Here is a 19,500-nt window from a genome sequence, read left to right on the forward strand (position 1 = left end):
TTCTATGAAACCTTGAACAGAATTAAGAAATAACATGAAATTTGATAGTAATCTTTCTAACTGTCAGGAATGCTTAAGAGTGAAGAATGATTTTATGAGGCAGCTTTAAGAAAGATAAAAAAAGTGGAGCCTGCTATATCATTTCTATACTAAATAGGGAGTGTATTAAGCATCTTGAAAAAATTTCGACTATTAGTAGTGTAGGGGGAAATGGAATGGCAAACAAAGATTTGAATAGGGACTTGAAAGGTCGTCATATTCAGATGATCGCTTTGGGCGGAACGATTGGTGTCGGTTTATTTATGGGTTCAGCCAGCACGATCCAATGGACAGGCCCGTCTGTAATGTTAGCTTATGCGATCTCTGGGCTTTTTATATTCTTGATCATGCGCGCAATGGGGGAAATGTTGTATTTGGAGCCAAGTACAGGTTCATTTGCAACATTTGGTTATAAGTACATTCATCCATTGGCAGGGTATATGACAGCATGGAGTAACTGGTTCCAGTGGGTTATTGTCGGGATGGCAGAAATTATTGCAGTTGGGACGTACATGCAGTATTGGTTCCCTGATCTCCCTGCTTGGATTCCAGGTTTAATCGCAATGGTGATTCTTGGAGCAGCGAACTTAATTTCCGTTAAATCCTTTGGGGAAATTGAATTTTGGTTTGCATTGATTAAAATCGTGACAATCATTTTAATGATCGTTGCAGGATTTGGACTTATCTTCTTTGGAATCGGTAACGGAGGGGAAGCCTTAGGATTATCGAATCTTTGGGAGCATGGCGGTTTATTTACAGGTGGCTGGAAGGGCTTCTTCTTTGCTCTTTCACTTGTGGTTGCCGCTTATCAAGGTGTAGAATTAATTGGGATTACAGCTGGTGAAGCAAAAGATCCGCAAGAAACGATAACGAAAGCGATTCAAAGTACCATTTGGCGTATTTTAATCTTCTATATCGGTGCGATTTTCATTATTGTAACCGTTTACCCTTGGGATCAATTAAGCGCGATTGGCAGTCCATTTGTTGCGACTTTTGCGAAGGTTGGTATCACGGCAGCAGCTGGAATCATTAACTTTGTCGTAATCACGGCTGCTATGTCTGGCTGCAATAGTGGTATTTACAGTGCTGGACGCATGCTTTACACATTAGGGATGAATGGACAAGCACCAAAATTCTTTGCTAAAGTATCTAATAGCGGTGTTCCTTTATTCGGTACGTTCGGAGTGATAGTCGGGTTAGCAATTGGGGTTGTTTTAAGTTATATTGCACCAGAAAATTTATTTGTGCATGTATACAGTGCGAGTGTACTTCCTGGAATGATTCCATGGTTTGTCATTCTGATCAGTCAAATTAAATTCAGGAAAATCAAAAAAGCTGAAATGCACAATCATCCATTCAAGATGCCTTTTGCACCTGTTACAAACTACCTGACCATCGCTTTCTTGGTCATGGTATTGATCGGTATGTGGTTTAATGATGACACACGTATATCACTTATGGTTGGAATAGGTTTTCTTGCTATCGTTGTAATTAGTTATTTCGCTTTTGGAATAGACAAGCGTGTACAAGCCAATGCTCAGGCAGAGGCTCAGGAAGATAAAGTGGGTTAATCTATCATTCACTTTGGGTTTTACAAAGGGTTGCTGCGGCAGCCCTTTTCCAATGAAACCAAAAGGGCAGTTCAGTTTTAACAAGAGATGATAAAATGGAATAAAATGATTGCTTACTTGTGAAGGGTGAACTTTTTATGTTCGGACTTAAAAATCATAAAAAAAGGGGAAGTTGACAATGACAACTTCAAAGAAGAATTTGAGGACTTGCGAAAAGGGACACAAATACTATAAATCCAGCGACTGTCCGACCTGCCCTGTATGTGAGCAGGAACGAAAACCTGACACCGGATTTCTTTCAGTGCTCTCGGCACCAGCCAGACGTGCATTGGAATACAATGGGGTAACCTCTTTACAACAGCTCTCAACATATAGTGAAAAAGAGATTTTGAAATTTCACGGTATGGGACCAGCTTCTTTACCTAAACTTAGGGCTGCTTTGGAGACAGGCGGGTTATCATTCAAAGATTAATCACTTTACGTGGATAAGGAATCAGGAACATCTTTTTTATGGTCATCATCCTTGTTAAACTGATAGTAACTCTAAAAAGTGAGGTAACGAAAAATCATGAGTTCCTATACTCCCTATTTTGAATTCAATCGAGAAAAGTGGGCATCTCTGCGAAACCATACTCCTCTTCCTTTAACAGAAGAAGAATTGGATAACTTAAAAGGAATAAATGAAGAAATATCCATTGTGGAAGTAGAAGAGGTTTATTTGCCCTTGACTCGTTTGATCAATTTACATGTTGAAGCATCTCAGCAGCTTAACACAGCCACCACTTCATTTCTAAAAACTGATGCTAAAAAAGTACCATATATCATTGGAATTGCAGGAAGTGTTGCTGTAGGAAAGAGTACGACAGCAAGGTTGCTTCAGACTTTATTATCTAGATGGGATAATCACAGAAACGTAGGTCTTGTCACTACCGACGGTTTTTTGTACCCAAATGATCTTTTAGAAGAAAAAGGACTCATGAAAAGAAAAGGGTTTCCTGAAAGTTATGATACTCAAAAATTAATTAATCTTATCGGAGATCTAAAAGCAGGAAAAAATAAAGTGGAAGTTCCAATCTACTCACATTTGAAGTATGACATTTTGCCAAATGAAGTGCAGACTATCTGTAATCCGGATATTTTAATCGTGGAAGGTGTTAATGTTCTTCAAGTTGACAAGGAAAACCAAGTATTCGTCAGTGACTTTTTTGATTTCTCACTCTATGTAGATGCAAACGTAAACGACATAGAACGATGGTATGTTGAAAGGTTCCTTTTACTTCAAAAGACCGCATTTCAAAGTCCGGAATCCTATTTTCACCGTTATATTAACTTGTCTAAGGAACAGGCCATTAAACAAGCGACTCAAATTTGGGAAGAAATTAATTTGAAAAATTTACATGAAAATATACTGCCGACTAAAGGACGGGCAAAACTCGTCTTGAAAAAAGGATCAGAACACAAAGTTGAAAATATCTTTTTGCGAAAATAATAAAATGGATGCAAGGATTGTGTATTAGAATAATATTTTTTTGTAATAGCAATAAAGTAAGGAATTTTATTTATAATGGACTATGCAATAAGTCTTAAAATTAGCAATATTATCAATGGTCTTACCTTATATTGGTTTAATTATCAGTAATTATTGGTATTGTTATAATATCTAATAATTGGGTGAAATTTATGATACAAGTCAAAAAGGTAGGAGTTTAACATTTTCAGGAAGGTCCTTATTTTTTAGGGAAATGGTTACAGATCCTTCTAATTTCACTTCTGATTTTGTTAATAAATGTGTATTTTCGTCGCCTTTTCCGATGTGTCAATATTATTTCACTAACAGATTTTTCCTTCAATGAGGAGAAGTTGCTGAAAAAATCTTTTAATGCGACTATCGGGGCGGTTAAGTTTAAGCTAATTTCTTCACAAAATCAATATTTTAGCAAAAAAAGTAATAGTAGAATATTTTAATCTATGAAATAATAATAATAGACTATGATATAGTTATAAGGAGACAGAAAAGGTGTGTTCCTTGTTCGTGCCTGGCTTTTTGTGACACCTAAGCAGGAGCGCCTACATCTTTTTTGAAAATATAGGGGATAAGGAAGGTTATAATGAGCAACATACAGAAACAAACAGACGTTATCTTAATTGGCGGCGGAGTCATGAGCGCGACTTTGGGATCATTACTGAAAGAGTTAGCACCGGAATGGGAAATCAAAGTATTTGAGAAGCTTGCAAACGCAGGAGAAGAAAGCTCTAACGAATGGAATAATGCGGGTACGGGTCATTCTGCACTGTGCGAGCTTAACTATACATCCGAAAAATCTGACGGATCTATAGATATAAGCAAAGCAATTAAAATTAATGAACAGTTCCAAGTTTCATTGCAGTTTTGGTCGTATCTTGTAAACTGTAAGTTGATTGATAATCCGCAAGACTTTATCATGCCATTGCCTCATATGAGTATGGTACAAGGGGATAAAAATGTAGCGTTCTTAAAGAAACGTTTTGAAGCGCTGTCAAAAAATCCTCTGTTCCAAGGTATGGAGTTTTCCGATGACCCAGCAAAACTGATGGAATGGATTCCACTTATTATGCAAGATCGTCCATCAAATGATTCTATAGCGGCAACAAAAATTGATTACGGTACAGACGTTAACTTTGGTGCTTTGACACGCATGTTGTTTGACCACTTAAAGACTAAAAACGTCGATATCAAATATAAACATAGTGTTGATAATGTTAAACGGGCTAGCGATGGCACATGGGAATTAAAAGTGCGTAATGTCGATACTGGCAGCGTAGAACGCCATAATGCTAAATTCGTCTTTATCGGAGGCGGGGGCGGAAGCTTGCATCTGCTGCAAAAATCCGGTATTCCTGAAGGGAAGCATATCGGCGGATTCCCAGTTAGCGGATACTTCATGGTATGTAATAATCCGGAAGTTGTTGCGCAGCATCATGGAAAAGTATACGGAAAAGCTAAAGTTGGTGCTCCACCAATGTCTGTTCCGCATCTTGATACACGTTTTATCGACAATAAAAAATCGTTGCTATTTGGACCATTTGCGGGCTTCTCTCCGAAGTTCTTAAAAACAGGTTCAATGTTCGATTTAATAACTTCCGTAAAACCGAATAATGTTTTAACTATGTTGGCCGCAGGCGCAAAAGAGATGCCATTGACAAAATACCTGATCCAGCAAGTTATGTTATCGAAGGAACAGCGCATGGAAGAGTTACGAGAGTTCATCCCGAACGCTAAGAGCGAGGATTGGGAATTAGTAGTAGCTGGCCAACGTGTACAAGTCATCAAGGATACTGCTGAAGGCGGCAAAGGTACACTTCAATTTGGTACGGAAGTTGTCAGTGCATCCGATGGCTCGATTGCAGCATTGCTAGGTGCTTCTCCAGGGGCTTCTACTGCTGTTCATGTTATGCTTGAGGTAATTAATAAATGCTTTCCGCAACGTATGAAAGAGTGGGAACCGAAAATTAAAGAAATGATTCCTTCTTATGGAGAGTCACTAATGGAAAATACAGAGCTTCTGCACGAAGTTCAAACTTCAACATCAGAGACGCTTGGTCTAAGCAAAAAAAAAGAGTTAGTTTATAGTTAATTTTTGGATACTGAAGCAATATTGAAATTAAAAACAACAGAACCTTTAATCTATCATTGATTGAAGGTTCTTTTTTTGTTTTAAAGCCTATTCAATTAAGAATGCTTATTTTTAGGCAAACTCGAAGAAAATTGAGATTATTGCTTGTACAATTTGGACGTTGATTGGAACGTAGGGCAGGCGGTCCGGGAGCCTCCTCGGCTTGCGCCTGCGGGGTCTCCCCTAGACGCGCTTTACACCCGCTCCAATCGACTTATTTTTAACTTTTAGATAGAACCCTTTTGTCTACAAGCTGAGGGATGCTATTATAGCATCCCTAAAGATTTCTGCTTCTAATGTGTGCATTTGAATTTATTTGGGAAATGGTCTCTTTATCGCAAATAATGAAAAGCTGTGCATCATCAGGAATTCGTGCATCTAATTTTTGGTTTATGTTCAGATCACCACGATCCGCTACCAGTGTGGCTCCTTTGTTAAGAAGATCTATAAACGCATCACGATAGGTTAGCCATTCATCTTGTTTAGGAATCTCATACATAGTTTCCTCATATTTCGTGCTCATAAGTTCTGAATACATGTGGGTGACTCCATGAGAAAATAATGATCGTACTGCTGCGTGGGAAATCATTTCTTACGTAGGAATAAACTCATCCACCTTTACACGCTCGAATAAACGAATATGCTTTTGATTGATCACCTCGGCTGTGACATGGATGGACGTATTTGTTTTTTCTTCAATGGCCGTTATGGCAGTGGCAACTAATAATGTCTTTCCATCGACAAGTAACGGATCCTTTGTAGCATAATTATCTTGTGTTATTTGGTCAGCAAAAATGATAACGCCTTTTGCTTTAGGCAGATTTGCACGGAGTAATGTTTCTTCATCGGTGGCATCCCCGCGAACATAAAACAGACGCTCCTCCATCATAGGAGCTTTTTCCAAGTTATCAATGATTACAATATCAATGGTTTCATCAGATTTAAAAATTTCTTGGAGTGCTGATTTTGACTTATCACTCCAACCAATCAAAATGATATGATTTTTACCTGTATATTTCATTTTTCCACCAACTTTACGTTTTTCGATAAGATATACAGATTTAATGATTTTTCCAATAAAAAGACTAACAAGCCCAATGCCCGTGATGTAAAGACCAATGGTAAATGCTTTTCCAAGATCGGTGACCGGTGCATAGTCCCCAAAACCAACCGTAGCAAGCGTTGTAAGAACCCAGTAAACTGAGGTTAAATATGATTCGAACGTCTGTGGCTCAATAGAAAAAGCAACATACGCAGCAACTAATATGTATAAAATGGCAAATGGTATAAAGATTCTACCTCTTAATTTAATCAGGTAATATATTATTTTTTTTACCTTAATTCTCATCATACCCATCCTAGTTTTCAAGTCATCATCGATTAAATTTATATTTCCCCAATTAAACAATTAAATAAACGTAAGTGTAAAAAAACTATTTTTTACCCAAGTAGGGAGTAAGAAGCAAAAGAGAACTGTTTAAAATAACGTTCAGGGCTCTTTTTCTTATGCAAAAAAAGGGGCGGATCGTTGAGAATTCCATTGAGTTTCATCTGCCCAAGTTTAATAGACCATACAATCAGTTTAAGTTTCAAAACCAAGCATTTTGCTATTAAATTTCGCTCTAATTTAATATAGATTATAAAATGAACAATATTAGATGAATTTTTGTAAATAAATTATAAAATAATCATCAAAAAATAAAATTATTATTAGAATTTTCAGTATACAATGAATGTTAAATAACGAGGAGGTCTATCAAAATGAAAGCGGATACAATAAATGGAATAACGACTTTATGAAGGAACAGGATTGCATACAAAAGACAGTACTTCCCATATTAATGAACGACCGGAATATAGCTGAGCACCCAGATGGCGGTGTAAGGCGGGATTGGAAAGCGGCACATAACTGGAAGTGTTTTGCTTCGAATCCTCAATAAGAGCTGGAAGAGGGTGAAACTCTGGGGAATCCTAACAATGCACGAGGATCGGATATGGGTATTATATAATAGGGGGAATAATTATGGGATCACCAAATGTGGCGACAAATACGAAACAAGAGAAGCCGCAAATTCAATCAACTACTAATATACTGAAGTTTATAGTATATAGTTTAATAGGAAGTTTTATGTTTTTTATTCCTATTACCATAAATGGTGTTTCAAGCATACCAATTGATCATATAGTAACATGGATCAAAGTAACCTTGCCGTCAGCCGTTCCTATTTATGCTCTTATTGTCATTCTATTAGGAGCTGTTTATCCATTTATTTCAAAAAGCTGGAGCAAGGATAAGGTATCAATAGTTTTTTCCTTTTTAAAAGTAATAGGTGCTGTTGTTGCGATCTTAATATATTTCAAGATTGGGCCCGAATGGTTAATGGCCCCAAGTATGGGTCCTTTCCTTTTCGAAAAACTTGTCATACCTGTAGGACTTGTCGTTCCTTTTGGTGCTCTATTTTTGGCGCTTCTCATTGGATACGGGCTTCTCGAATTTTTAGGTGTACTGATGCAGCCAATCATGAGGCCGATATTTAAAACGCCGGGGCGTTCAGCAGTTGATATGGTCGCCGATTTAGCAGGAAGCTACTCCATTGGTATGCTTATTACGAATCGACTATATAAAGAAGGAAAATACACGGTTAAAGAAGCCGCTATTATTGCAACTGGTTTTTCAACCGTTTCAGCAACGTTCATGATCGTTGTAGCAAAAACTCTCGGGCTTATGGACATATGGTCCCTTTTCTTTTGGGTTTCTTTAGGGATAACATACCTTGTCACTGCCATTACCGTACGTATTTGGCCATTAAATAAAATGAGTGACGATTATTATTCGGATAATGCCGATCCAGAAGAGGTTATCAAAGAAGGACTTCTCAAAAATGCCTGGTATAGTGCGATGGTTGGAGCAAACAATTCCGTAAGTCTTGGCAGAAATTTATGGGATAACTTAAAGGACGGTTTTCTTATGACAATGAGCATTCTGCCGTCCATTTTATCGGTTGGTCTCATTAGCCTTGTATTAGCGGAGTATACTCCAGTATTTAATTTACTTGGCTATCTTTTTTACCCATTTACTTGGGCATTGCAAATACCTGAACCATTTTTGGCTGCAAAAGCTTCAGCTATAGGAATTGCAGAAATGTTCCTGCCGGCGCTTCTCGTAGTAGAAGCACCTCTGGTAACTAAGTTCATTATTGCCGTGGTATCTGTATCATCCATATTGTTCTTTTCAGCGACGATCCCTTGTATCCTATCAACCGAAATCCCAATCAGCATTACGAAGTTGATTGTAATCTGGTTTGAACGGACGCTCATCACGTTAATTATTACTGCACCTATCGCAATATTGCTGCTTTAGTACAAATCAACGAATCTTAATTCGATCACAAATCGAACGGGGAGTTCGTATTAGAAGGTCAACCAGTAAAAATTACTGGTTGACCTTCTTTAATAGAATCTTTTATAGTCAGGAGGCATGGTAGGACGTACGGGTGCGTGGGGCATTTGAAGGCTTGTTGGGACGTAGTATAAATTATTTGGAGCAGCATCACCACAGAAAAGGATTTTGAGTTTATATGTTTCTAACAAAACATATTTATATCTTTCAAGAATTTCGACATTATATTGACAATAATATAGTTACTCATTAGAATTGAAAATGATTCTCAATATGGTACTGGAGGCACCAATGTTATGTCAAAAAGAAGAAAAAGCAAACAAGTGTTATTTATATCCGCAATCGTTTTAATTTTATCAACGCTTTTACTTGGATGTACAAATGAATCAAAAGAAAATTCAACTTCAAATAAAGACAGTAAAGACATGCTTACTTTGGCTTGGCCGAGGGATATAGGTGAAATGAATCCGCATGTCTATAATCCTTCTCAATTATTCGCTACATCAATGATATATGAACCTTTGGTTAGCTACCAAGATGGAGGAGAGCTGAAGCCGCATTTAGCTGAATCTTGGGAAATTTCCAAGGATGGGAAGGAATATACGTTCAACCTCCGTCAAGATGTGAAATTTTCTGACGGTACGAGCTTTAATGCTGAAATTGTGAAAAAGAACTTTGATACTATATTGAAAAATGTTGATTTACATAGTTGGTTGGGCTTTATTACGAAAGTGGATCAAACGGAAGTAATTGACCAAAACACATTTAAACTAACATTAAAGGAGCCATATTATCCTACTATTCAAGAGTTAGCCGTCGTTCGTCCAGTCCGATTCTTAGGTGATGCTGGATTCCCTAAAGATGGTGACACTTCTAAAGGTGTTACAAAACCAGTCGGTACAGGCCCATGGATTTTGGAAGAATATAAAGCTGATGAATATGCTATTTTCAAACGCAATGAAAATTATTGGGGTGAACTCCCTAAAGTTAAGAAAATCAAAGTCAAGATCATTCCTGATGCTGAAACCCGTGTTCTTGCTTTTGAAAAAGGTGACCTGGACCTAATTTATGGTGAAGGTGCTATCAGTCTGGATGCTTTCAAACAATTAGAAACAACAGGTAACTATGAGACTAGTATTTCTGATCCGGTTGCGACAAGACAACTAGTTATGAATACGAAGAAAGAACAACTTTCAGATTTACGTGTTCGTCAAGCGTTACAATATGGATTTAATAAAAAAGCAATGGTTGACGGAGTTACTTCTGGGTTGGAAGAGAAGGCAGATTTCATTTTACCGACAAACTTCCCGTATACTTCAGACATTGATGTAACAGCGATTGATTATAATGTCGAAAAAGCAAAAGCTTTATTAGATGAAGCAGGATGGAAGCTTCCAAAAGGAAAAAACGTTCGTGAGAAAGACGGAAAGCCGCTTGAAATCGAGTTAATGTACGACTCTGCAGAATCGATTCAAAAAGCAATGGCCGAAACATTACAATCTGAGTGGGCGGCACTAGGTGTTAAATTAAACATCGTTGGAGTTGAGCTTACGGTACAAATTGAAAGATTCAAAGCTAATGATTTTGAATTGAATTTCTTTAGTAACTATGGCGCTCCATATGATCCACATACTTTCGTAAATGTCGTTGGTTCAGAAGGATTTGGTTTTAACGAAGCCATTTCATCTTATCCGAACAGAGATGAGTTGTTAAAACAAATTGCAGATGTTCCTGGAACAACAGATGAAAAAGAACGTCAAGAACTTTACTCAACCATTTTGGAATCACTGCAAGACCAAGGAGCGATTGTGCCTATTTCTTATATTAAGAAAATAGCTGTTTACCAAAAAGATGTATCTAATTTTACATTCCCTGCTAACCGGGATGAACATCCATTCACAGGAATTAGCATCGAGAAGTAAGTTACAGGAGGGTTATCATGGGCACTTATATCTTGAAACGAATTATGGCCATTATTCCCATCTTTCTTTTGGCCACTCTTCTAACGTTTGGAATGATTCACCTTTCACCAGTGGACCCAGCTGAGGCATATTTATCTGCAGCACATATCCAATCTACAGATGAGATATTGGCACAGAAAAGACATGAGTTTGGCTTAGATCAACCCCTCCATGTTCAATATGTAAATTCTATTATTAAGATATGCCAATTTGATTTTGGCATATCTTATCTTTCGAATAAACCTGTTTGGGAAGAGGTTACCTATCGAATGCCAGCGACCATTCAGTTAGCTTTAGGTAGCATCATATTAGCTATCCTGGTCAGTGTCCCTCTTGGATTTTTGGCAGGCATAAAGAAAAACAGCGGTATTGACCATTTTAGTCGCCTTCTCTCTTTTTTCGGGGCATCCATCCCCTCTTTTTGGCTTGGTTATTTATTGATTTTTTTCTTTTCTGTTAAACTCGACTTGTTCCCTGTTGAAGGAATTGGGACTTGGCAACATCTGGTTCTCCCTTCCGTTACTTTAGCTTTGCCATTAATAGCCTTGTATACTCGACTATTACGTGCTAGCGTTCTTGAAAATTTACAGGAACCTTATGTCCTTTTTGCTCGCACAAGAGGGATTCATGAAAAAGTCATTATGGGAAAACATGTATTGAGAATAGCCATATCCCCAATGATTACTGGACTGGGGATGAATTTAGGAAAGCTGCTGACTGGAACCATTATCGTCGAAGCGGTTTTTTCCTGGCCAGGATTCGGTCGTTATTTCATTGAAGCTATTTTTAATCGGGATGTTCCGGTCATTCAATGCTATGTGCTTTTAGCAGCGGGACTATTCATTTTTAGCAACTTGATTGTTGACCTTATTCAAATGTGTATCGACCCACGCATCTCCAGAAAAGGAGGGCAACGTCAATGATAACAAGTCTTCGTATTATGATGAAAAGTCAGAAAGTGATTGTCCTTTGTTCGATAATATTGAGCTTCCTATTTATCATTACCATCTTGGCTCCTTGGATTGCACCTAATGATCCTATTGCTGTCAATTTAGCTAATAAACTACAGCCCTCTTCCTTTGAGTATCCATTGGGAACCGATCATTTAGGAAGATGTACGTTATCACGCATCTTATATGGAGCTCGCATTTCGTTAGGATTTGCCACATTAATCTTTATCTCATCTTTAGGCATCGGCTTGATTGTTGGAACCATTGCTGGTTATAAAGGTGGATGGGTCGACCAGGTGCTAATGAGACTTTGTGATGGTGTTATGGCATTTCCGAATCTTTTGCTCATTCTTGGACTTGTTGGTATTTTGGGACCTGGCCTTAAACAGGTCATCTTAGCATTGATGCTTGTGCAATGGGTGTATTATGCGAGAATTTTCCGAGGAATGGTACTTAGTCTGAAAGAACAAAACTATATAGCGGCAGCTAAAATAAGCGGTTCTTCTCAATGGAAGATAATAAAGAAACATATCGTTCCAAATGTTCTTCCGCCGCTCGCTGTTATGGGTACATTAGAAATGGGTTGGGCCATCATGGATATATCGGCCATGTCGTTTCTAGGTTTAGGTGTGCAACCCCCTACACCAGAATGGGGAGCAATGATTCATGAAGGGAAATCGTATATTCGGACGAATCCAGAATTAATGCTATATCCAGGTTTGATGATTATGCTCGTTGTCGTCACCTTCAATTTATTAGGCGAAGCGCTATCAGAACGTTTTGGAGTCAAACGTCGTTAATAAAAAGGAATGAGAAGATTGGGAACAGAACGGTCGTATGTATTAAAAGTGAGCGATCTACATGTACAAGTAAAAACAAAAGATGGTGCTTCCACCCTCGTTCAGGATATTAATTTTGAACTGGAAAAAGGGAAGGTACTGGGGCTTGTTGGGGAAAGTGGGAGTGGTAAAACCGTTACGAGTATGTCCATTCTACAGCTTCTTGATCGGAGAACAACGACCATTGAAGGTAGCATTACCCTCCAAGGACGAGAATTGAATGGTTTAGACGATAAAGAAATACGTGAAATTCGCGGCAAGGATATTGCCTTTATTATGCAAAATCCGATGAATGCATTTACGCCTGTTTTTACAATTGGCAATCAATTTATCGAAACGATTAGGTCTCATACCTCATTGAATAAAAAACAAGCAAAAGAGCTTGCCATCGATGCGATGCAAAATGTAAACCTGCCAGATCCCGCGAAACTATTAAAAAGCTACCCTTTTCAATTGAGTGGAGGTATGCTTCAACGCGTGATGATTGCGATGGCTGCTTGTTTAAATCCTACCGTTATTATTGCTGATGAGCCGACAACTGCACTCGACGTTCATAACCAATTACAAGTACTTCGCCACTTGGATAAAATTCGTTCTGAATATGGAACATCCATTTTACTCATTTCTCATGATTTAGGAGTCATTTCTGAAATGGCAGATGATGTAGTCGTTATGCAACATGGCAGAATTGTAGAAACTGCAAATGTATTTGAATTATTTGATAATCCGCAGCATGAGTATACAAAGAAACTGCTAAATGCCCGCCTTATCTTAAACCATGAAGAACCTATCACCCATATGTTGTGATATATAGATTGCATTCTTTTGAGGGGTGAACAAATGAGTTTATTACAAGTAAAAGAAGTAACTCATAGCTATAATTCTCATGCGTTTTTTAAATGGAAAGAGCATTCTAAAAAAGTACTCACTGACATTTCCCTTTCTATAGACGAAGGAACATGTTTAGGACTACTTGGCACGAGTGGAGCTGGAAAAAGTACATTAGGAAAAGTGATCCTTGGCTTAGAACGTCCACAGCAAGGACAGGTTCTGTTTCAAGGGCATGATATCTATACGGCTGATAAGCTTACACGACAAAAGATACGCCGAGATCTACAAGTCGTCTTTCAGGATTCGTATTCATCTGTCAATCCACGAATGACAGCCGAGAGTATTATAGGCGAGCCATTAGGAAACTATGAAAAACTAACCGTAGCCGAACAAAAAAGAACGGTTATTGAGTTATTGGAAAGAGTGGGCCTAAGTGAAAAGGATTTGAAAAAATACCCACACCAATTTAGCGGTGGACAATTGCAAAGAATTAATATTGCTAGAGCAATCTCTCTTAAGCCACTGCTAATCGTCTTAGACGAATCCGTAAGCAGTCTGGATATGGTTAATCAAACACTAATTTTAGAATTATTAAGTGAGTTGAAAAAAGACTTCGGCTTATCTTATCTTTTTATTACACATGATATTAAAGCGGCCTATTCAATCTCTGATACTTTGGGTGTACTGGAAAAAGGAGAATTAATCGAGCTTTACGATTCTAAAGATCAGTTTTTTTCGTCAGAACATCCTGTCATTAAACAAATGAAAGGCTCTATCCTTGCTGAGCATCCACGTTTTCGTTCTCTTCCGACGAGGACTAACTAGACCTAGTCTAGAATCTATATTTATTGATTAGAAGGCCTCGATTTCAGTTTATTAATCGAGGCTCTTTTTTATATTTCTTCTGAAGAACATATTGGAGGGCCTAAAATCGATAATCAAGCTTCCAATGATCTTAAAGGGTTGTCTCCTAATGGGGGTTTCAAAACTGAATCTGGTAAAAACAACTTTAAAGGCATGATCGGCTGTTTTTATAGTGAAGGATTCCATATCCTTTTTATTTTCCATCACTGAAACAATATTAGGAAAAACATCCATAAAAATTATTTGGAGAAAATAATATTTATTCTAAAAATTCATATTATAATACTTTGTTCTTATGCTATATTATAGGGAGAATTATTTATTATCACGTATAATTTAAGAATTGGAGTGATTTGAATGAAGAAACTTGGTTTACTTAGTATGTTTTTGATTCTAACTATCTTTATCTCGGCTTGTGGCACCAATGAAGAAAAAAATGCAGGTGAGGAAAAGAAACCTGAAAAGGTATATAAAGTTGGTGTGGATACGACTTATCCTCCTTTTGAATTTAAAGAGGGGAACGAATATAAAGGCATTGATATTGAATTGATCAATGCAATCGCAAAAGACCAGGATTTTAAAATCAAATTGTCTCCAATGGATTTCGGCGGAATCATCCCGGCTATGCAAGCCAATCAGCTTGATGTGGCCATTGCGGGAATGAGCATTACAGAGGAAAGAAAAAAGGTAGTGGATTTCTCAACACCGTATTTTGATGCAGGATTAACGATAGTTGTTAAAAAAGAGAATACAAGTACTAAAACTGTTAAAGATCTTAAAGGAAAAACCATAGCAGTGAAAAAAGGGACAACCGGTGCTAAATATGCACAGGATAATGCTACGAAACTGGGAATTAAAGTTGTTCAATTCAATGATAGTCCAGCGATGTTCCAGGAAGTGGCCAACGGCAACGCCGATGCCCTTATAGAAGATTACCCGGTTATCTCCTATGCGATCGCCCAAAAAGATCTTGGGTTGAAAATCGTAGGTGACCGTTTGAATGGTGACCAATATGGAATTGCTGTATTGAAAGGGCAAAACGAGGATTTATTGAAGAAAATAAATGATGGTCTTGCCAATCTTAAAAAAGACGGCACGTATGATGAAATTATAAAAACGTATCTTGGTGAATAAACAATAGATTAAAGCTCAATAAGCGCGCTTATGGCGCGCTTTCTTTTTCAAAGGGGTGAAAGAAATGGATATAATTGTTGCGGCATTGCCTATTTTATTAAAAGGACTTCAGGTGACACTTTATATCTTTGTGATTGCCATTATCCTAGGTTTTTTGATTGGTTTACTTGTCGCATTGCTGCGACTTGCCCCCATCAAAATCTTGAACTGGATTGCAAAGGTTTATGTGGACGCGATACGAGGGACACCGTTCATCGTTCAGTTATTTTTTATCTATTTTGGTGTGAATTCACTGAATTTGATTTCTTTGGACAGTACAACAGCTGGTATAATTACCGTTGCAATCAATGCAGGGGCATATTTTGCTGAAATAATAAGGGCAGGGATACAATCCATTGATAAAGGACAAACGGAAGCGGCAAGATCCATCGGGTTCACTGGAACTCAAACAATGAGGTATGTCGTGCTTCCGCAAGCCTTCAGGAGGATGCTCCCTACCATTACGAACCAATCGATCATCAGCTTGAAAGACACTTCTCTATTATCGGTCATTGGTATAGCCGATTTAACCCAGCAAGGTCAGATTCAGGCTTCGGCAACCTTTGAAGCATTCAAGATTTGGCTGGCAGTTGGTGTGATCTACTTTATCATCATCTATTTGTTAACCCTAATTGCTAATTTCATAGAAAGGAGGGTACAAGTTCGATGAGCATCATTACTGTAAAAAACCTGAGAAAATCATTTGGAACTGTCGAGGTTTTAAAAGATATCAACGCAGAAGTCCAGGAAAAGGAAGTAATTTGCGTAATAGGCCCTTCTGGATCTGGAAAGAGTACCTTCCTTCGTTGCCTGAATCTCCTTGAGGAAGTTACGGGCGGTGAGGTGGTCATTAACGGACATGATATAACCGATCCTAAAAGGAAAATCAATATAAACAAAGTCCGGCAAGAAGTTGGAATGGTTTTTCAACATTTCAATCTATTTCCTCATAAAACCGTTTTGGAGAACATAACCTTGGGTCCTATTAAAATTCGTGCCACCGATAAAGCAGAAGCGAGAAGGTTAGCGCTTGAGTTATTGGATAAGGTTGGTCTAAAGGAAAAAGCAAATAGCTATCCAGGGGAACTTTCCGGCGGACAAAAACAGCGGGTCGCAATCGCAAGGGCATTGGCGATGAATCCGAAGATCATGCTATTTGATGAACCGACTTCGGCCCTTGACCCTGAAATGGTCGGCGATGTTTTGGAGGTAATGAAACAACTTGCAAAAGAAGGCATGACAATGGTCGTTGTTACGCATGAAATGGGCTTTGCCCGGGAAGTCGGGGACCGGGTGATATTCATGGATGGAGGGTATATCGTGGAAGAAAATGAGCCGAATGAATTATTCGGTAACCCTCAGCACGAAAGAACGAAAGCATTCTTGAGCAAAGTGCTTTAACTGGATGTCTATAAAAGATCATGGTTAATCATGAATGAAGTTGTGCATAAAGTGTGGACAAAGGAATGCGGGAAATGAGGGGAAACCCAAACGCATGAGCCTTTCCCTCGACTTTGTGCATAACTTTTTTGGTTTTTAGAGCAGGAATCGGTCAGGCGATGGCTTCAATTGGCAAACATCAAAAAAAGAAGAAACCTATGCATTCTACACATGCATAGGTTTCTTCTTTATTTACTTGGTACCGTAACTAATCAAGTTCGTCATGATTCGATATCCGCCTGGAACCTGTCCTTGAATTTGCCTGTATAGCACAAGGTTAGTGTAGAGGTAGGTGCCATTACCGTATTTGGACATGAGGATTCCGCCATCAAATGGTTCTTCATTTGGATCAGCCATGGAAATGAATGTCTCATACCGTTCATCCCATTCCATTGGGAAATACAATCCTCTTTCTTGGACCCAATTGCTCCAGTCATTGCTTGTTATTTTATTTGGATAGTTAAAAAGCGCTGATTCTGGTTTCGACACGTTTACCGTGGCTTTTTCATCGGTTACCCGCCAGCGAATGGAAGGATTCCCGAGGGTAAGAGGATATGGAGCAGTCTTCATGGCATCCCAACCATCACCCGGTTTATGGTATTGCACGACGAGATGACCGCCGTTTTCCACATATTCAAGTAAGCGCGCGTTATTTGCCTTTAAATCTTCCCTTGATAGATAGGCACGGATGCCTGTAACGATCGTATCATATTGACTTAAATCACCTTCAGCTAAATCAGCTGCAGTTAACTTCGTAATGTTCAGCCCTGCATTGCTTAAGTAATCTGCCACTTTATCGAATCCGCTTTCAATGTACCCCACTTTTAATGAAGCTGGCTTCAAAAGCTCGAATGCAACGGTATTGATAGCTGCTGGGTATTGGTAATAGAATGTTCCGATATGGTCATAGGAAATTTCCTGAATGGTCGAATCAAAGGTTTTCCCATTGACAGTAGCAGCTGCCTTCACCTGATATTCACCATTTTGTATTGTCTTCGGTGGTCTGAGGGTGAACTTCACTTGTTTTTCTTCTGATTTTTCTTTAAATGATACAGTGGCATTTTGGGGATGAACTCCCCAATTTTCAGGGACTTTTAAAGCGACCTTTGCCGATGCTTTTCCTTCTGTATAGTTTTTCAAGGTTACCGTCACTGGGACTTCCTCTTTTACATCTGCTGTATTTACGACGATATCTTCAGGAGATAGGGTAAGGCCAACGTCGGGAAGGACAGCGATCGTTCCATCCACTTCCTCCTTGATGGAAGTTTTTGTGCTGCCGTATTTATAAGAAATGCTGGTCGTAATGGTTGATTGATCATAGGCATGGTAATAGGCTGCATCTTCAGGGACTTCAACCAGATAGGTCATTGTCGCTGATTTATTTGGTGCCAGATTGACATCTTTAGCTTTTGTTTTGGTCTTCCATCCTTTAGGCACGTTCAATGCAGCAGAGACTTTTTTCAAGGTTTGTTTCCCGTTATTCTTCACGGTTACGGTTACGTGCGTTTTTTGACCTTTCGTCAGGATCTTTGAAGCTGCTTTAGCTTGAACTTCGAGTCCTGAGGAGACATAACTGACGTTTTGCAATTGCTCTTCTTTTAATGAGAGCTTATGAAGCAAGTCGTTCTTAATGGCAGGGCTTAGCTTTGCCTTTTTGACTTGCGCAGTAATTGAACGAACATTGGAGAGAGCATTTTGGGATATTGAAAAAACACGTTTTTCATTTGGATAAGCCGCAATAACAGCGTCCAAATTCCGTTGCAGGTATTTAAATTCACCTTTTAATTTTGAAGCTGAGCGGGGGAGTTTTTCAGCCCATTCAGTAAAATTATAAGGTACACCTGCAAAAAGGTCCGACTGGTTTTTTGTATCAACGGCGCTTTGCTTCAAATCCAGATGAATCTGGCGTGGTGCTGCCGGGATATCAGAACCCATGCCTTGGCTTTTATGCAGATAGCGGGATTGTTCTCCAAGCTGTGGGTAAGTCATATTGTATATTGGGTCATATTCACCGATTTCAATCGAAGTGGTTGCTTGATCTGCCGAGGAAACGGGCAAATATAACTTTTTCACTTGCCATACCGATAGCCCTTGTTTCAATTGTTGCGGAAACACAGTTGGGTCGGCCGCATCCTTAAAGGCACGTTCACTTAAGATTGTCATTGTTCGATGATGTCCATGCTGGGTAGCATCATTTTGAAAGGATGGCATCAATATATCCGGCTGATACGTCCGAATAAAGCGGATAAGCCGTTCATAGGTGAGTTCTTCGCCCCATTTTTCTAATGTTTCCTCTGGTGTTTTAGAGAAGCCGAAATCATAAATGGGATCTGAGGTAGTTTCACTTAGATGATAGGCCTTAACCCCGGTGATTTTCGCAGCTTCAATCATTTCCCTCGAACGGATGATTCCAAGAGCATTGTCCAGTTCATCCCCAATTTCATTTTGTCCGCCTTCACCTCGGTTTGCTATCAGGCTGGATGTCTTCACCCCTAACCCTCTCGATAGATAAGCGAGAAAGTCACTGCGTTCATCATCTGGATGGGCACCGCTGTTCAAGAATGTCACGGTCGTCTCGAGCGGCTTGACCGCATTCCATAACTCAACGTTGGCTTCCTCAGGATTTGCAGCGCTACCTCCAAGCGGCAATAATGCAAGAACCAACAAAAGGGAAAGCAGCGATAACAGAGCTTTTTTCATTAATTTTTTAACCCCCTTCAACTTTATAAGACACCTAAAAAAATGTAGGTTAGTAATATTTTCTAACTAACCAGACGAA

The 19,500-nt window shown here is 38.8% G+C and carries 17 protein-coding genes; 14 read left to right on the top strand and 3 right to left on the bottom strand.

Translation table 11 applies throughout. From position 1 onward, the window contains the following. The first annotated feature begins 215 nt into the window (after positions 1 to 215). From OSJ91_RS03145 to OSJ91_RS03160, 4 genes are all read left to right on the top strand, one after another. Positions 216 to 1,610: an amino acid permease gene (locus tag OSJ91_RS03145; protein ID WP_350301169.1), complete on the top strand. Its 1,395-nt coding sequence runs from the start codon at positions 216 to 218 to the stop codon at positions 1,608 to 1,610. Positions 1,611 to 1,788: 178 nt separating this feature from the next. After that, a complete protein-coding gene (locus OSJ91_RS03150) occupies positions 1,789 to 2,082 on the top strand; it encodes an RNA polymerase alpha subunit C-terminal domain-containing protein (protein WP_137024044.1) in 294 nt (97 codons plus the stop codon). A gap of 96 nt (positions 2,083 to 2,178) precedes the next feature. Continuing rightward, positions 2,179 to 3,099 (top strand): type I pantothenate kinase, encoded by a 921-nt coding sequence (gene coaA, locus OSJ91_RS03155; RefSeq protein ID WP_350301170.1) that lies wholly within the window; start codon positions 2,179 to 2,181, stop codon positions 3,097 to 3,099. 619 nt (positions 3,100 to 3,718) lie between these two features. Beyond that, positions 3,719 to 5,224, top strand: a complete 1,506-nt coding sequence (locus tag OSJ91_RS03160) for a malate:quinone oxidoreductase (protein WP_413015331.1) — start codon at positions 3,719 to 3,721, stop codon at positions 5,222 to 5,224. 316 nt (positions 5,225 to 5,540) lie between these two features. Here OSJ91_RS03160 and OSJ91_RS03165 read toward each other — a convergent pair whose 3' ends face one another. Then, positions 5,541 to 5,801 carry a hypothetical protein gene (locus OSJ91_RS03165; RefSeq protein ID WP_485890966.1) on the bottom strand — a complete coding sequence of 87 codons (261 nt, stop codon included), beginning with the start codon at positions 5,799 to 5,801 and terminating at the stop codon, positions 5,541 to 5,543. Positions 5,802 to 5,855: 54 nt separating this feature from the next. Further along, a complete protein-coding gene (locus tag OSJ91_RS03170; protein WP_485890968.1) occupies positions 5,856 to 6,614 on the bottom strand; it encodes an ion channel in 759 nt (252 codons plus the stop codon). A gap of 382 nt (positions 6,615 to 6,996) precedes the next feature. Here OSJ91_RS03170 and OSJ91_RS03175 point away from each other — a divergent pair, with 382 nt between their 5' ends. The 10 genes from OSJ91_RS03175 to OSJ91_RS03220 all read left to right on the top strand — a co-directional run bounded on the left by OSJ91_RS03175 (position 6,997) and on the right by OSJ91_RS03220 (position 16,682). Then, positions 6,997 to 7,203 (top strand): hypothetical protein, encoded by a 207-nt coding sequence (locus tag OSJ91_RS03175; RefSeq protein ID WP_350301173.1) that lies wholly within the window; start codon positions 6,997 to 6,999, stop codon positions 7,201 to 7,203. Positions 7,204 to 7,286: 83 nt separating this feature from the next. After that, a complete protein-coding gene (locus tag OSJ91_RS03180; protein ID WP_350301174.1) occupies positions 7,287 to 8,624 on the top strand; it encodes a YjiH family protein in 1,338 nt (445 codons plus the stop codon). 335 nt (positions 8,625 to 8,959) lie between these two features. Further along, positions 8,960 to 10,585 carry a nickel ABC transporter substrate-binding protein gene (gene nikA, locus OSJ91_RS03185; protein ID WP_485890969.1) on the top strand — a complete coding sequence of 542 codons (1,626 nt, stop codon included), beginning with the start codon at positions 8,960 to 8,962 and terminating at the stop codon, positions 10,583 to 10,585. A 17-nt stretch (positions 10,586 to 10,602) separates the two neighbouring features. Next, entirely contained in the window at positions 10,603 to 11,547 is a 945-nt protein-coding gene (gene nikB / locus OSJ91_RS03190; protein WP_057276529.1) for a nickel ABC transporter permease subunit NikB, read from the top strand. After that, a complete protein-coding gene (nikC, locus tag OSJ91_RS03195; RefSeq protein WP_063234728.1) occupies positions 11,544 to 12,374 on the top strand; it encodes a nickel ABC transporter permease subunit NikC in 831 nt (276 codons plus the stop codon). Before nikB ends, nikC begins: the two co-directional genes overlap by 4 nt. Positions 12,375 to 12,392: 18 nt before the next feature. Beyond that, entirely contained in the window at positions 12,393 to 13,220 is an 828-nt protein-coding gene (gene nikD, locus OSJ91_RS03200) for a nickel import ATP-binding protein NikD (protein WP_485890970.1), read from the top strand. 33 nt (positions 13,221 to 13,253) lie between these two features. Beyond that, positions 13,254 to 14,069, top strand: a complete 816-nt coding sequence (gene nikE / locus OSJ91_RS03205) for a nickel import ATP-binding protein NikE (RefSeq protein ID WP_485890971.1) — start codon at positions 13,254 to 13,256, stop codon at positions 14,067 to 14,069. Between the two features lie 396 nt (positions 14,070 to 14,465). Then, on the top strand, positions 14,466 to 15,242 hold the full coding sequence (locus OSJ91_RS03210) for a transporter substrate-binding domain-containing protein (protein ID WP_137017804.1): 777 nt from the start codon (positions 14,466 to 14,468) through the stop codon (positions 15,240 to 15,242). Positions 15,243 to 15,306: 64 nt separating this feature from the next. Next, positions 15,307 to 15,951 (top strand): amino acid ABC transporter permease, encoded by a 645-nt coding sequence (locus OSJ91_RS03215; RefSeq protein ID WP_076370951.1) that lies wholly within the window; start codon positions 15,307 to 15,309, stop codon positions 15,949 to 15,951. After that, positions 15,948 to 16,682: an amino acid ABC transporter ATP-binding protein gene (locus OSJ91_RS03220; protein WP_101224851.1), complete on the top strand. Its 735-nt coding sequence runs from the start codon at positions 15,948 to 15,950 to the stop codon at positions 16,680 to 16,682. Before OSJ91_RS03215 ends, OSJ91_RS03220 begins: the two co-directional genes overlap by 4 nt. A gap of 231 nt (positions 16,683 to 16,913) precedes the next feature. Here OSJ91_RS03220 and OSJ91_RS03225 read toward each other — a convergent pair whose 3' ends face one another. Further along, the gene (locus OSJ91_RS03225) at positions 16,914 to 19,421 is read right to left on the bottom strand and encodes an NEW3 domain-containing protein (RefSeq protein WP_413015349.1); all 2,508 of its coding nucleotides are present in this window, start codon (positions 19,419 to 19,421) and stop codon (positions 16,914 to 16,916) included. Between the last annotated feature and the right edge of the window lie 79 nt (positions 19,422 to 19,500).

The organism is Bacillus sp. T-10(2022), from assembly GCF_056502895.1.

Coding starts and splice junctions, on each gene's coding strand:
- nikC (WP_063234728.1), top strand. CDS start 11,544: ATGATAACAAGTCTTCGTATTATGATGAAAAGTCAGAAAGTGATTGTC.
- OSJ91_RS03160 (WP_413015331.1), top strand. CDS start 3,719: ATGAGCAACATACAGAAACAAACAGACGTTATCTTAATTGGCGGCGGA.
- nikE (WP_485890971.1), top strand. CDS start 13,254: ATGAGTTTATTACAAGTAAAAGAAGTAACTCATAGCTATAATTCTCAT.
- OSJ91_RS03175 (WP_350301173.1), top strand. CDS start 6,997: ATGTTAAATAACGAGGAGGTCTATCAAAATGAAAGCGGATACAATAAA.
- OSJ91_RS03220 (WP_101224851.1), top strand. CDS start 15,948: ATGAGCATCATTACTGTAAAAAACCTGAGAAAATCATTTGGAACTGTC.
- OSJ91_RS03215 (WP_076370951.1), top strand. CDS start 15,307: ATGGATATAATTGTTGCGGCATTGCCTATTTTATTAAAAGGACTTCAG.
- OSJ91_RS03210 (WP_137017804.1), top strand. CDS start 14,466: ATGAAGAAACTTGGTTTACTTAGTATGTTTTTGATTCTAACTATCTTT.
- nikA (WP_485890969.1), top strand. CDS start 8,960: ATGTCAAAAAGAAGAAAAAGCAAACAAGTGTTATTTATATCCGCAATC.
- OSJ91_RS03150 (WP_137024044.1), top strand. CDS start 1,789: ATGACAACTTCAAAGAAGAATTTGAGGACTTGCGAAAAGGGACACAAA.
- OSJ91_RS03180 (WP_350301174.1), top strand. CDS start 7,287: ATGGGATCACCAAATGTGGCGACAAATACGAAACAAGAGAAGCCGCAA.
- OSJ91_RS03170 (WP_485890968.1), bottom strand. CDS start 6,614: ATGATGAGAATTAAGGTAAAAAAAATAATATATTACCTGATTAAATTA.
- nikB (WP_057276529.1), top strand. CDS start 10,603: ATGGGCACTTATATCTTGAAACGAATTATGGCCATTATTCCCATCTTT.
- OSJ91_RS03225 (WP_413015349.1), bottom strand. CDS start 19,421: ATGAAAAAAGCTCTGTTATCGCTGCTTTCCCTTTTGTTGGTTCTTGCA.
- OSJ91_RS03145 (WP_350301169.1), top strand. CDS start 216: ATGGCAAACAAAGATTTGAATAGGGACTTGAAAGGTCGTCATATTCAG.
- coaA (WP_350301170.1), top strand. CDS start 2,179: ATGAGTTCCTATACTCCCTATTTTGAATTCAATCGAGAAAAGTGGGCA.
- OSJ91_RS03165 (WP_485890966.1), bottom strand. CDS start 5,801: ATGTATTCAGAACTTATGAGCACGAAATATGAGGAAACTATGTATGAG.